The sequence below is a fragment of the Myroides sp. DF42-4-2 genome, from assembly GCF_030326445.1.
In the GTDB taxonomy this organism is placed as follows: Bacteria; Bacteroidota; Bacteroidia; order Flavobacteriales; family Flavobacteriaceae; genus Flavobacterium.
The window spans coordinates 410,063-423,416 of the sequence record NZ_JACAKI010000001.1; the positions used below are offsets into that span (position 1 = coordinate 410,063).

Sequence of the window (13,354 nt, forward strand, 5' to 3'; positions counted from 1 at the left end):
ATGGAGGTAGCAGTAACTTATCTTGAAGATCAATTAAAAGAAAGAAACTTATTTGACCCATTGGTCCAACAAGTTCAACGCGATTTTAGATTGAGTGTAGATGAGGATATTGTCTTCCAACCTTCAACTCCTCTTGAATTGGTACATCAAATTCAAGAGGAATTGGAGCGTATGGCTTCGCGTACTCCTGCCAAGCTATCCATGCTACTCTACCGCATTGACGTAGCAGAAAAAGACATCCACGCTATAGAAGAAGGCGATGTCTTCAACTATTTTCAACAATTGACCTATCTTATTGTGAAACGCGAGTTTCAAAAAGTGTACTTTAGACATTCACTTTAATACCTGAAACATTACGCTATTTATTTTTCTTTTGAGAAGAGCAAGTTTTTAAGTTATACAAAACAAAGAAGACTAATATAAATCACATCTCGCCAGGAAAATGGTATTGCTTTTGTATTTATGTTACAAAATTAGAGATACTATGAATATAATTGTTTGGCAAGTTTTTATCCTTGGAGTTATCCTTCTAATGATTTACAGTTTATATCGCGTAGGACAATCCTCTTATCCGACAAATAAAAAGATTTTGTTTTTCTTTATGGTGCTGTTCTTCCCGCTATTTGGAAGTTTGGCTTTTCTGATGATGAATCACAACAAAGAAAAATAGCAAAGGAAATTAGCAAAGGAAATGACAAGGGTGCAAGGTGCAAAGACACAAGCTAGGAGTTAAATAATATAGACTAGTTTTCGTTTGAAAGTTGTCAGGAACAGGAAGGAAACAACGCTTATACAAGTAAAAAAAAGAGCCGATTTGTACAATCGGCTCTTTTTTTGTATCTTATCCAAAGTGATTCACATTAGAAATAAATGCGGATAAAAGGCATAAAGGCACTGCCATACACCATGTCTTTTTCGCGGTACAATACATTATATCGAATGCCTACCGTTGCGGGGCCACTGCTGTATCCTGCGCCTAAGAATAGGGCAGTATTCCAGAAGTTGGCATCGAGCTTGTGTAAGTCTTCCTTATAAGTATAGGTGTTGTTGACGCGCAATTGCTCCAGTTCAATAGAGATTTGTAATTGTGGAATCGGGTTAGACAAAGCAATTAAGCTCCCGCCATAAATCCACGATTGGTATTCTTTGACACTACTGTAGTAAAAAGAGCGGTCTTTGCTGTTGATATAACTCCCTTGCAAACCAACACCAACACTCAAATAGGGGTTGACGGTATAGAGTGCACTTGGGGCTAACATCACATCCGTATAGCCATTTCCGAAGCCTAATCCGAACCCGCCGCCAAATCTCCATTTTTTGACAGAATCGTAATTTTCGGAGTTATTTCGGTTTTGTTGTGCAAAAAGTGAAAAATTGGACAATAAAAAAAATGAAAAAATGAATAAAATACCCATTTTTTTGACATAAAATCTTCTCATAGCTGTTTTATGAAATTGTTGTGAGATAAAAATAAGAAAAAGTTTATACTTTTGTAATCAAAGAGTTGTATTTTTGTATATATAATATTTAATCAATAGGTCTTTAGACGAAAATTATGGATAGATTTTCCTTTTTAAACGCGGCACACACTGCATTTTTTGCAGATTTGTATGATCAATATTTAGAAAATCCAGATAGCGTAGAACCAAGTTGGAGAGCCTTCTTTCAAGGTTTCGATTTTGCAAATGAATTTAATGATGGCACAGTAGAAAAAGTAACGTATGTAACATCACCAACAACCAGTTCAAATACAGGTAGTTCGGTTGATACAAGCCAAATTGCAAAAGAGTTAGCTGTACTGAAGTTAATTGACGCGTACAGGACTTACGGACATCTATTGACCAAGACCAACCCGCTTAGAGAGAGAAGAGTTGTTCATCCTGATTTAAACCTTGAAAAATTCGGTTTATCAGCGGCTGATCTAAATACAAAGTTTGACGCAGCTAAAGTGTTACAATTGCCAACGGCTACATTAGCACAAATTATTGCTCAATTAGAGAAAATTTACTGCGCTACTTTAGGTATTGAGTTTAAATATATTACAGACGAAAAAGAAGTGAATTGGATCCAAGATCACTTCGAAATCCCAGAAGCAAAATTTAATGCAGAAGAGAAAAAAGAAATTCTACACAAGTTAATTGAAGCGGTTTCTTTCGAAAACTTCTTAAACACAAAATATGTAGGTCAAAAGCGTTTCTCATTAGAAGGTTTAGAAGCTGCAATCCCAGCGATGGACTTTTTAATCGAAGCAGCTGCTACAAAAGGCGTAGAGGAAATTGTTGTTGGAATGGCACACCGTGGTCGTTTGAACGTTTTAGCAAACGTATTCAAAAAACCTACCCAAGAAATATTCTCTGAATTCGACGGAAAAGATTATGATACGGTAGAAGGCTTCGATGGGGACGTTAAATATCACTTGGGGTTAAGCTCAACACGCCAAACACGCGCAGGAAAAGATATCCACCTAAACCTAGCGCCAAATCCTTCTCACTTAGAGACTGTTGGTGCCGTAATTGAAGGAATCGCCAGAGCAAAACAAGATACCGTATTCGCTAGCCAACCATCTAAAGTATTGCCAATCGCTTTACACGGTGATGCCGCTATTTCAGGACAAGGAATTGTGTATGAAATCGTGCAAATGGCTCAGTTAAGAGGATATAAAACAGAAGGAACTATCCATATTGTACTAAACAATCAAGTTGGATTTACTACAAACTATACTGACGGTCGTTCATCTACGTATTCTACAGATATTGCGAAAGTTACCGCATCACCTGTGCTACACGTAAACGCAGATGATACTGAAGCTGCGGTACGCGCATTCTTATTCGCTTTAGAATACCGTATGACTTTTGGTCGCGATGTTTTTATCGACTTAGTGGGATACCGTAAATATGGACACAACGAGGGAGATGAACCAAAATTCACCCAACCTCTTTTATATAAATTGATTGCTAAGCATCCAAACGCTAGAAATATCTATAACGCACGATTGTTAGAAGATAAAATCGTGGATGAAAGCTTTGTTAAAGATTTAGAACAACAATATAAAGATGTATTAGAACAAGATTTACAAATTTCTCGTGAGAATGAATTTGTTAAAATCAGAACGTTCATGCAAGAAAACTGGAAGGATTTCAGAACGGTAGACGAAACGGAAATGGTTGTGGATTACGATACAAAAGTGTCTAAACAAGTGTTGACGGATATCGCTGAGGTAATTACTGCACTTCCAGAAGATAAAAAATTCATCAGTAAAGTAAAAAGACTGATCGGAGATCGCAAAACCATGTTCTTCGAAAACGATAAGTTAGACTGGGCCATGGGAGAACTTTTGGCTTATGGGTCTCTACTTTCAGAGGGGTACGACGTGCGTATGTCTGGACAAGACGTTGAACGCGGTACGTTCTCTCACCGTCACGCTGTGGTTAAAACAGAAGATACGGAGGAATTAATCGTTTTATTGAACCAATTGAAAGACCAAAAAGGACAAATGAGAATTTACAATTCCCTATTGTCTGAATATGCTGTGGTTGGATTTGAATATGGATACGCCTTGACTAATCCAAATACCCTAACTATTTGGGAAGCGCAGTTCGGAGATTTCTCAAACGGAGCTCAGATTATGTTAGACCAATACATCTCTGCTGCAGAAGATAAATGGAATAGCCAAAACGGTTTAGTGATGTTGTTGCCACACGGGTATGAAAACCAAGGGGCAGAACACTCTTCCGCTCGTTTAGAACGCTATTTACAGCTATGTGCAGAACACAATATGTTCGTAGCAAACTGTACAACACCAGCAAACTTCTTCCACTTGTTGAGAAGACAAATGGTAACAGACTTTAGAAAACCGTTGATCGTGATGTCACCGAAGAGTTTATTGAGACATCCAATGGCAACGTCTACCATCAGTGAATTAGCAGATGGTAAATTCCAATACGTGATTGACGATACTGTTACAGATAAAGCAAAAGTGAAATCGTTGGTGTTTGTGTCTGGAAAATTCTACTACGATCTAGTTGCGAAAAGAGAAGAACTAGGAAGAGATGATATTGCATTTGTGCGTATCGAACAATTATTCCCTTTACCAATAGAGCAAATTAAAGCAGTGATCGCTTCGTATCCTAATGCAGATGATTTTGTTTGGGCACAAGAAGAACCAAAAAACATGGGAGCCTACGGCTATATGTTGATGAACTTTGATGAAAAACCATTGCGTTATGCAGGTAATAAAGCATACAGTGCGCCAGCATCAGGAAGTTCAACGCGCTCTAAAAAGCGTTATGCTTATGCAATAGAAAAAGTTTTTAATAAGAACTTATAATAAAAAAAGAGTATTTTTACATAACAATATTTAATTAAAGAATATACGATGAGCATCTTAGAAATGAAAGTTCCTTCACCAGGTGAATCAATTACAGAGGTTGAAATTGCTACTTGGTTGGTAAAAGATGGAGATTATGTTGAAAAAGACCAAGCAATTGCTGAGGTTGATTCAGATAAAGCAACATTAGAATTGCCTGCAGAAGCAAGTGGAATCATTACTTTAAAAGCAGAGGAAGGTGACGCAGTGGCTGTAGGTCAAGTAGTTTGTTTAATCGATACTAGTGCTGCAAAACCAGCAGGAGGTTCTTCTACTGAGGCTAAGCCTGCAGCTGAAGCACCAAAAGCAGAAGCGCCAAAAGCAGAGCCTGTACAAGCACCTGCAGCAGCAACTTACGCAACAGGAACAGCTTCTCCAGCAGCTAAAAAGATACTAGATGAAAAAAACATTGATGCTGCTACTGTTACTGGAACAGGAAAAGATGGTAGAATCACAAAAGAAGATGCTTTAAACGCGAAACACTCAATGGGAACACCAACGGGAGGACCAAGAGGAGAAGAGCGTAAAAAAATGTCTATGTTGCGTCGTAAAGTGGCTGAGCGTTTAGTAGAAGCTAAAAACACAACAGCTATGTTAACTACCTTCAACGAAGTTAACTTGACGAACGTAAACAAATTGAGAAGCGAATACAAAGATGCTTTCAAAGCTAAACACGGTGTTGGATTAGGCTTTATGTCTTTCTTTACAAAAGCTGTTACTCGTGCTTTGGAATTATACCCAGACGTGAATTCAATGATCGACGGACAAGAGCAAATTAAATATGACTTCTGTGATATTTCAATCGCAGTGTCTGGACCAAAAGGTCTAATGGTGCCAGTTGTTCGCAATGCTGAATTATTGTCTTTCCGCGGAATTGAAGCTGAAATTAAACGCTTAGCAACAAGAGCACGTGATGGACAAATTACTGTAGACGAGATGACAGGTGGTACTTTTACAATCACAAATGGTGGTGTATTTGGATCAATGTTGTCAACGCCTATTATCAACCCTCCACAATCTGGTATCTTGGGAATGCACAATATTATTGAGCGCCCAATCGCAGTAAACGGAAAAGTTGAAATTCACCCAATGATGTTCGTAGCCTTATCATATGACCACCGTATCATCGACGGACGTGAGTCAGTAGGTTTCTTAGTAGCAGTTAAAGAAGCGTTAGAAAACCCAACAGAACTATTGTTGGATAACAATCCTAAAAAAGCTTTTGAACTATAATATCAAAAAGGCAACTCGAAAGAGTTGCCTTTTTAGTTTACGGTTGATAGTATAAGATAGAAGGCAAACTATGAATAGTAAACCGTACACAAAATAACGTATCTTTGTCCATTAAAATCACAAGACCATGTCGAAAGAAACGAAAAAAGGAATATTTAGAGGTATTATTGAAAAGGACGAATTGGGAAACTATTTTTGTGGACCATACTTACTCGATTATCAATACACAGAAGCTCAATTTAAGTTGGGGGATATGATTAGTATCAAAACGGTTATTGCTAATCCAAGTGGAAAGAGTAGAACGGCTTATCCAATGAAATCCATGAAATTTTTCTTGGCTGACGAAGAGTAGAGGAAAAGCGAACGATATAGAACATGCAAAGACAGAATTTAGGTTCTGTCTTTTTTTGTATACCTATTGCAACTGTATCGTATATCTAATACTAAATCTCTATTCAGGGCTAGTGCAAAAAAAATATTTTTGCAATCCCCTGTGAGGTAGCCAATTTTTTTTTCTACATTGTACAGTTGCTAGATGCTGTTAATGCCTCGGTATCTGGCTATGAATTCACTTCTTAATTTACAATTGTGCATGCCTAGTTATTACGCTATTTTAGAGCTTGAACCCACGGCTACTTCGGGTGAGATTAAACAAGCCTTTCGCCGCTTGTCTAAGTTGTATCATCCCGATATGAATCAAGGCAATACGACGTATCAGCACAAGCTTTTCGAAGTAATTAAGGCATATGAGACCTTGGGTAATGAAGTTACGCGAAAAGCCTATGATTTGACGTTGTTTCGCACTACAGCAGAACCGTCAAGGGCTACTAACACGGGTTATGCCTCATCTACGACCTCTTATGCCAATCTTTATCAACCTGAAATTGTCGAGTTTTCTTGTAATCAAACCTATTGTTTTGTAGGAGATATCCTTGAAATTTCTTGGGAATGCAAAAATGCCGATGTAATACGCATCTATCCCTTGGGATATATGGATGAGCTAAAAGGAAAGGTTGTATATCGCGTTAGAGAAATGCGCACAAAACACCTCTTTTTTGAGCTAACTGTCACCAATAATTACAGCTCGATACCAGTTAAGAAAGTCATTAAACTAGACAATGGAACCCAGCTGAGATTTACAGAAGAGCATCGCGATGATTTTGCAAATTATACCGCGCCTTATTCCTGGGGCTGGGGTTTTTTAGCACCAGTAGGGCGAAGTTCAAGAAAAGATTACGCCCTGCGTATGGCTCTTTTAGGTAGTCTGTTTGTAGTTGTTTATCTAGGGCAACCTTATTTTGAATTCGAAGATACTTTCTCTTTTCTCTCGACGGTGTTGATTTACCTTGCGATTATTTGCTCCGCCCGACGATTACACGATGTAAGCTGGCACGGAATATTCGCCCTAACACTGCTGATTCCCTTTTTAAATGTCCCAGTGCTCCTTGTGCTTTTTTTGCTGAAAGGAGTTGAATTACCCAACAAATATGGACGAAAACCCAAGTTTTAATCGCATGGAATCAGAAAAAAACGCAGGTGATTTTGCCTTGCTTTTTTAGCGTTTCTCATGGGAAGCTAACGTTTTTTTTAGCTTATATTTGTAGTTAATAATGTTCAAATCATATTTTGAGATGAGTTCTTTGTATTATATCGACAGAACGGATACGCGTTTGGAAGACGTTATGTTTACCGAAACAGTAGCAAGGGAAATCGAAGCGTTCTTAAAGGAGTATAAGTTTCGTGAAATTTTGACGAAATACAATCTTCCAGTAAGTAATAAAATTTTGTTATACGGCAAAACGGGGTGCGGCAAAACAATGACAGCAAAAGCAATTGCCAAGCAATTGGACAAAAAGTTGATCGTTGTGAATTTGGCGACTATTGTTTCCGCTAAACTTGGTGAAACAGCCAAAAACATCGAAAGTCTATTTAAAGAAATTCAATATGAAAGTGCCGTTTTGTTTTTTGATGAATTTGATTCTTTAGGTCAAATTCGCGATTATGACAACAAGGATAATAGCGAGATGAAACGCGTGGTAAATGCTATTTTACAGCTAATCGACAACCTCCCACAAAAATCAATTTTAATCGCGGCTACCAATCAAATCCAAATGATTGATGAGGCATTAGTGCGTCGATTCGAGGTCAAGCTGGAGTATACCGCTCCAGAAAAGGAGGCTTTGGATAAGTATTACGATAAGATGCTAGCTGTTTATCCTGAAGAATATGCTCAAGTAGAGCGATTGTATGATATTTCCTATGCAGAAGCCAAAACACATATTTTCCGCACAGTAAAGAACAATATTATTGCAAGCCAATTAGAATTAGAAAATTAGTAAAGAATCAAAAGAATAGAATTTATGATGAAATGGGAAAAGTTGCTGTCTTTAAAAAAGCACGGCGACACCTTTGTACGTAATCGCTTAGATGAAAGTCAGACGCGAATAGGATTTGAAGTAGACTATGACCGTATTATATTCTCCTCGCCTTTTCGCAGTTTACAAGATAAAACACAAGTGATCCCTTTGTCAAAAACCGATTTTGTTCACACGCGTTTAACTCATAGTTTAGAGGTTTCTGTAGTAGGTCGTTCACTTGGACGCAATGTAGGGGCAAAGTTACTAGAGAAATATACATTTTTAGCAGAAGAATACGGCTATACCGTAAATGATTTTGGTGCGATTGTCGCCGCAGCATCCTTAGCACATGACATTGGAAATCCTCCATTTGGTCATTCAGGAGAAAAGGCGATTGGCGATTTTTTTAGCCGCGGAAAAGGCGTGGTGTTCAAAGACCAATTGACCGAAAAAGAATGGCAGGATTTGATTGATTTTGAAGGAAATGCCAATGGTTTTTCTATCTTGACTAAATCTCGTCCTGGTATTGATGGCGGTTTGCGTATTTCCTACGCAACATTAGGTGCTTTTATGAAATATCCAAAAGAGAGTTTACCTAAAAAACCCACACGAGATATCTCAGATAAGAAGTACGGTTTTTTCCAGGGAGACAAAGAAGCCTTTATTGATGTAGCCTCTGAACTGGGTATGATCATGAAAGATGATCGTGTAGAAACGGCTTTTTATCGCCATCCGCTAGCGTATTTGGTAGAAGCAGCCGACGATATTTGTTATACAATTACTGATTTCGAAGATGGGATTAATCTAGGGTGGATTCCCGAAGAACACGCCTTAGAATTCTTGATTATGATTGTGCAAAATAGCATTAATACCCAAAAGTATTCTCAACTCAACTCCAAAGAAGACCGAGTAAGCTATTTAAGGGCTTTGGCCATTGGTAGTTTAATTGACGATGTGACGCGTTTGTTTATCGAAAATGAAGAAAAGATTTTGGCAGGAGATTACCCTTTTGCTTTAACTGAAAAATGTTCCTATATCGCACAGATGAAAGACATCTTAGCGGTGAGCATCAATAACGTCTATCAAAGCAAAGAAGTAATTGAAAAAGAGATCATAGGGTATCAGGTGATAGAAACGCTTTTAGAACGCTTTATTACAGCTACAAATAACCGTTATTATGGGGAAGACAATCACTATGATGGATTAATTTTAAAACTTTTGCCTGAGCGCTATATTGTAGAAAGTGATAGTTTATATGAACGATTGATGAGTATTTGTCATTTTGTCTCCATGTTAACCGATGGTAAAGCACTAGAATTATATCACACCATTAAAGTAACCAAATAAAAAAAAGGCATTTGAAATTAATTTCAAATGCCTTTTTTCATTATTTAACAAATATGGAAATGCGATTATATTTTTTTAGTTGTTGGAATCCAAACGTGAGCGTAAGCCATCATTCCTCCGTCCCATACTTTCATTGCATCTGGAGCAGCGAGCGCTTTTGCTTCTTCTAATGTCATTCCAATAACGTTTCCTTTACTCGTAGAGATAGATGTTACACCACCTTTTGTTGCAATTGCAAATGTTGCTTTTCTCCCATCTGAGTAATCTTTAACATATAACGTTAAGAATTGTCCATTTCTTTCTGCGTAGTATCCTTCAGAGTTAGTGATTTCGAAAATGATTTGTCCTTTCGTTTCGTCCTCAAAAACTTTTTTCAATTCTAATTTTCCACCTTCAGAGAATGTACCTGATCCAGTGAAATCTCCCATGAATAAGAATGCTTCGTTGTTTTCGCCCACCGTGAACTGATAGTATCCTAAGTTATTTCCAATTGTAGCAGAAAGATAGGTACCGTTTAATTCGGCAAATGCTGGTGTAGTTTCACCACCATCAGCACCTACTTTTTCATAAGTACTAAATCTAGCCCCTGTTAATTCTGATGCTAATGCAAATTCAGCTTCAGCTTTTGTCTTAGCGTCTGCTTCGCCAAACGTTAATCTTGCTACATCTACTGTGTTTTCTGTAATATTTTTCAATTGAACCACATAGAATGATCCTGCTTTTTCACCTGTACCTTCTAATAAGATTTTGTTGGTATTGGTGTTGTGCTGTAACACTTTCATATCATAAGAATCATTGAAGTTCACTACTGTATTACCGAAAGTGTAGTAGTAGGTATGTCCTTGTTGAGAGAAAACGTATCTTCCTTGTACAGGTAAATTGATTTTTACTGGCTGTTCACCACCAGATTTAGTCAATTTTAACCAGCTAAATTTGTTGTTTGCGTGGTCTGGTGTTCCGTTTCCACTTGGAGGGAAAACCGCTTCGATTGCTTCGATTTCAGATTTGAATGAGTAATCAATATTAATGTCTAATGACTCTCCCTCTTTGATGTTGCGCAAGAAGAAAGCTTTGTACTCACTCTCTTTTGAATGTTTAGAAACAACTTTTAATACGTTGTCCTTGTTTTTGTAAATTTTGATGATATTATAGGTATCATCTTCTTGACCGCTTCCTGCCATTAATGACATTTGCATCGCGATTGATTTCTTTTTAAACTCAAATGGAATTGGGTTTCCAGCATGCGCATAAGCGTAAGTTCCTTCAAATGGCAATTCTGAACCAACTTCAGTTTGTCCATTTTTGTTGTCTTCTTTTCTGATTACGTCATCATCACTAGAACAGCTAGTAGTACCTACAGCAAATAACGCCATAATTGCAAAAGCAGATAAGAGTTTAGTTACTTTCATCATGAGTAGATTATTATTATGTTTTTAGTTATAATTTAATTTAGACCAAAAATAAATAAGAAAAACGACATGTGCAATATTATTTTTATTTTTTCTAAATAAGAATAGCGAATAAGAGATTGTGCGTGTTTTTTTTGTTTTTTGTGAGGATTTGGTGAGCGGAGCCCTTCACAAGGTTTGTTTAATTTTTTCTTTTTATAACAAAATTAATCGTTGTAAAAGGTAGGTTCATCAAAAATTAAAGCACAACGCACAAATCGTAGCGTAGCGAATATTCGTCGAACACCAAAGCAATTATAAACTAGGTGAGATAAAGAGCAACGCACAAAGCACATTCGACCCCATAAAAAAAAGGTATTGTGAAATTTCACAATACCTTTTTTTATTTTGTAATCATTGTATCTGAATAGACAGATAACCTAGATTCTTAAGCTTCAAATGGTTCGATAGAAACGTAAGACTTGTTGTCTTTTTTCTTTTGGAATTTAACAACACCGTCAACTTTAGCATGTAAAGTATGGTCTTTTCCCATATAAACGTTTTCACCAGGATTATGCTTAGAACCTCTTTGTCTTACAAGGATGTTTCCAGCGATAGCTGCTTGACCACCGTAAATCTTAACACCTAAGCGTTTCGATTCTGATTCTCTACCGTTCTTTGAACTTCCGACACCTTTTTTGTGAGCCATGACGTTATAATTTTAAATTGTTAATTACTCAGCTGCTTCAGCTGTTTCTTTTTTAGTCGCTTTTTTCTTTGCTCCACCGAAGTTGATTCCTTCAATTACGATTTGAGTCAAAGCTTGTCTGTGACCGTTTTTCTTTTTGTAACCTTTTCTTCTTTTCTTTTTGAAAACGATTACTTTGTCACCTTTAAGGTGTTGTAAAACTTTAGCTTCTACAGAAGCACCTTCTATAACTGGGGCGCCTACAGTAATGTTATTGTTGTCATCAACTAAAAGAACTTTATCAAAAGTGATAGTCGCTCCTTCTTCTGTTGCCAAACGGTGAACATAAACTTTAAGGTCTTTGCTAACTTTGAATTGTTGCCCAGCTATCTCTACGATTGCGTACATAACAATAAATTATTAAGGTTTATTTAAGTGTGCAAATGTACAATTCTTTTTTAATTGGTCAAATCTTTTTTAAAAGAAAAATAGTTAATAGTTAGTGGTTAAGAGTTGATTTTGTTCATTCTGCGGTTTGCTTATGCGCAAAAAAACAAATGTCACAAAAAAAAGAGATCTACTGTAACAAAAGACTACTTCGTGCGTCTTATAGAGCTATAAACTAAATTCAAAAACTAAAAAATGAAAAGATCACTCTTGATTTTAGGCGCATTATTTTACGGAATGACTGCGTCAGCTCAAAAAGTGGAATTCGAAGAATACACTTTAGATAATGGGCTAAAAGTTATTTTGCATCAGGATAAATCAGCTCCTGTTATTATCACATCGGTCATGTATCACGTAGGGGCGAAGGATGAAAATCCTGAGCGCACGGGCTTTGCACATTTCTTTGAACATTTGCTATTTGAAGGAACAAAAAATATAGAACGCGGAGAGTGGTTCAAACTAGTAACGGCAAACGGAGGACAAAACAATGCCAATACATCGGATGACAGAACGTATTACTACGAGGTGTTCCCATCAAACAACTTAGAGTTAGCTTTGTGGATGGAGTCAGAGCGTTTAATGCACCCTATTATCAATCAAATTGGTGTAGATACCCAAAATGAAGTGGTAAAAGAAGAAAAGCGTTTGCGTATGGATAACCAACCTTACGGACAATTATTACCTCAAGTAAAAGAAAACTTATTTAAAAAACACCCGTATCGTTGGGCACCTATTGGTTCTATGGAACACTTAGACGCGGCAACATTAGAGGAGTTTTTAGCGTTTAATAAAAAATTCTATATTCCGAATAATGCCGTGTTAGTCGTGGCAGGTGATTTTGAAAAAGAACAAGCGAAAACGTGGATTGATCATTACTTTGGTACAATCGAAAAAGGGACTCCCGTTACACGTGTAGCGATTCAGGAAGATCCAATTACAAATGAAATCAGAGCTGAATACGAAGATCCAAACGTTCAAATCCCAATGTTGGTGCAAGCTTACCGCACGCCATCAATGAAAACGCGTGATGCACGTGTATTAGATATGATTTCTACTATTTTATCTGGAGGAAAAAGCTCAAGATTGTACAAGAAAATTGTTGATGAGCAGAAAAAAGCATTAGAAATTGGGGCATTCAACTTGAGTCAAGAAGATTATGGCGCTTATTTAATCTTTGGTTTGCCTATGCAAGGATTTACAACCGCTGATTTAGTAACTGAAATTGATAAAGAGATTGAGAAATTACAAACAGAATTAATTTCAGAGCGCGACTTCCAAAAATTACAAAACGTATTGGAAAATAACTACGTGAGTGAGAATGCTGATTTAGAAGGATTAGCACATAATTTAGCTACGTATAGCTTGCTTTATGGAGATACCAATCTAATTAATACAAATATTGAGTTGTACAAAGACATCACCCGCGAGGAAATCCGTGAGGTGGCTAAAAAATACTTGAATAAAAATCAACGATTAATTCTAGATTATATTCCAGAGAAGGAAGCGAATAACTAATGCTAAACAAGAC

General features: G+C 37.1%; 13 protein-coding genes. 9 read left to right on the plus strand and 4 right to left on the minus strand.

Features of this window, described 5'->3' with window-relative positions; translation table 11 throughout:
• Together HX062_RS01830 and HX062_RS01835 are read left to right on the plus strand one after the other, a co-directional pair.
• Positions 1 to 342, plus strand: coding sequence for a hypothetical protein (locus HX062_RS01830; RefSeq protein WP_286466158.1), 342 nt, complete (start codon positions 1 to 3; stop codon positions 340 to 342).
• A gap of 142 nt (positions 343 to 484) precedes the next feature.
• Complete coding sequence (locus HX062_RS01835) at positions 485 to 670, plus strand: hypothetical protein (protein ID WP_286466159.1); 186 nt, start codon at positions 485 to 487, stop codon at positions 668 to 670.
• Between the two features lie 190 nt (positions 671 to 860).
• Here HX062_RS01835 and HX062_RS01840 read toward each other — a convergent pair whose 3' ends face one another.
• Positions 861 to 1,439, minus strand: a complete 579-nt coding sequence (locus HX062_RS01840; RefSeq protein WP_286466160.1) for a hypothetical protein — start codon at positions 1,437 to 1,439, stop codon at positions 861 to 863.
• A gap of 116 nt (positions 1,440 to 1,555) precedes the next feature.
• Between HX062_RS01840 and HX062_RS01845 the strand changes: the two genes are divergently transcribed.
• The 6 genes from HX062_RS01845 to dgt all read left to right on the plus strand — a co-directional run bounded on the left by HX062_RS01845 (position 1,556) and on the right by dgt (position 9,303).
• Entirely contained in the window at positions 1,556 to 4,327 is a 2,772-nt protein-coding gene (locus tag HX062_RS01845; protein WP_286466162.1) for a 2-oxoglutarate dehydrogenase E1 component, read from the plus strand.
• A 48-nt stretch (positions 4,328 to 4,375) separates the two neighbouring features.
• A complete protein-coding gene (gene odhB / locus HX062_RS01850) occupies positions 4,376 to 5,599 on the plus strand; it encodes a 2-oxoglutarate dehydrogenase complex dihydrolipoyllysine-residue succinyltransferase (RefSeq protein WP_182625507.1) in 1,224 nt (407 codons plus the stop codon).
• Positions 5,600 to 5,726: 127 nt separating this feature from the next.
• Entirely contained in the window at positions 5,727 to 5,951 is a 225-nt protein-coding gene (locus HX062_RS01855) for a hypothetical protein (RefSeq protein WP_060872706.1), read from the plus strand.
• A 210-nt stretch (positions 5,952 to 6,161) separates the two neighbouring features.
• Positions 6,162 to 7,109 (plus strand): DnaJ domain-containing protein, encoded by a 948-nt coding sequence (locus HX062_RS01860; protein ID WP_286466164.1) that lies wholly within the window; start codon positions 6,162 to 6,164, stop codon positions 7,107 to 7,109.
• A gap of 121 nt (positions 7,110 to 7,230) precedes the next feature.
• A complete protein-coding gene (locus HX062_RS01865) occupies positions 7,231 to 7,935 on the plus strand; it encodes an AAA family ATPase (protein ID WP_286466166.1) in 705 nt (234 codons plus the stop codon).
• A 24-nt stretch (positions 7,936 to 7,959) separates the two neighbouring features.
• A complete protein-coding gene (dgt, locus tag HX062_RS01870) occupies positions 7,960 to 9,303 on the plus strand; it encodes a dGTP triphosphohydrolase (RefSeq protein ID WP_182625509.1) in 1,344 nt (447 codons plus the stop codon).
• A 65-nt stretch (positions 9,304 to 9,368) separates the two neighbouring features.
• On the opposite strand, the gene HX062_RS01875 is transcribed toward dgt, so the two are convergent.
• From HX062_RS01875 to rplU, 3 genes are all read right to left on the minus strand, one after another.
• Positions 9,369 to 10,715 carry a hypothetical protein gene (locus HX062_RS01875; RefSeq protein WP_182625510.1) on the minus strand — a complete coding sequence of 449 codons (1,347 nt, stop codon included), beginning with the start codon at positions 10,713 to 10,715 and terminating at the stop codon, positions 9,369 to 9,371.
• Between the two features lie 424 nt (positions 10,716 to 11,139).
• A complete protein-coding gene (rpmA, locus tag HX062_RS01880) occupies positions 11,140 to 11,400 on the minus strand; it encodes a 50S ribosomal protein L27 (RefSeq protein WP_286466169.1) in 261 nt (86 codons plus the stop codon).
• Positions 11,401 to 11,424: 24 nt separating this feature from the next.
• Entirely contained in the window at positions 11,425 to 11,787 is a 363-nt protein-coding gene (gene rplU / locus HX062_RS01885; protein ID WP_002989791.1) for a 50S ribosomal protein L21, read from the minus strand.
• Positions 11,788 to 12,021: 234 nt separating this feature from the next.
• On the opposite strand from rplU, the gene HX062_RS01890 reads away from it, so the two are divergent.
• The gene (locus HX062_RS01890; protein WP_286466170.1) at positions 12,022 to 13,341 is read left to right on the plus strand and encodes a M16 family metallopeptidase; all 1,320 of its coding nucleotides are present in this window, start codon (positions 12,022 to 12,024) and stop codon (positions 13,339 to 13,341) included.
• Positions 13,342 to 13,354: the final 13 nt, after the last annotated feature.

Bases quoted from the DNA above. Each gene is read 5' to 3' on its own strand.
- HX062_RS01830 (WP_286466158.1), top strand. From the start codon at position 1: ATGGAGGTAGCAGTAACTTATCTTGAAGATCAATTAAAAGAAAGAAAC.
- HX062_RS01835 (WP_286466159.1), top strand. From the start codon at position 485: ATGAATATAATTGTTTGGCAAGTTTTTATCCTTGGAGTTATCCTTCTA.
- HX062_RS01840 (WP_286466160.1), bottom strand. From the start codon at position 1,439: ATGAGAAGATTTTATGTCAAAAAAATGGGTATTTTATTCATTTTTTCA.
- HX062_RS01845 (WP_286466162.1), top strand. From the start codon at position 1,556: ATGGATAGATTTTCCTTTTTAAACGCGGCACACACTGCATTTTTTGCA.
- odhB (WP_182625507.1), top strand. From the start codon at position 4,376: ATGAGCATCTTAGAAATGAAAGTTCCTTCACCAGGTGAATCAATTACA.
- HX062_RS01855 (WP_060872706.1), top strand. From the start codon at position 5,727: ATGTCGAAAGAAACGAAAAAAGGAATATTTAGAGGTATTATTGAAAAG.
- HX062_RS01860 (WP_286466164.1), top strand. From the start codon at position 6,162: ATGAATTCACTTCTTAATTTACAATTGTGCATGCCTAGTTATTACGCT.
- HX062_RS01865 (WP_286466166.1), top strand. From the start codon at position 7,231: ATGAGTTCTTTGTATTATATCGACAGAACGGATACGCGTTTGGAAGAC.
- dgt (WP_182625509.1), top strand. From the start codon at position 7,960: ATGATGAAATGGGAAAAGTTGCTGTCTTTAAAAAAGCACGGCGACACC.
- HX062_RS01875 (WP_182625510.1), bottom strand. From the start codon at position 10,715: ATGATGAAAGTAACTAAACTCTTATCTGCTTTTGCAATTATGGCGTTA.
- rpmA (WP_286466169.1), bottom strand. From the start codon at position 11,400: ATGGCTCACAAAAAAGGTGTCGGAAGTTCAAAGAACGGTAGAGAATCA.
- rplU (WP_002989791.1), bottom strand. From the start codon at position 11,787: ATGTACGCAATCGTAGAGATAGCTGGGCAACAATTCAAAGTTAGCAAA.
- HX062_RS01890 (WP_286466170.1), top strand. From the start codon at position 12,022: ATGAAAAGATCACTCTTGATTTTAGGCGCATTATTTTACGGAATGACT.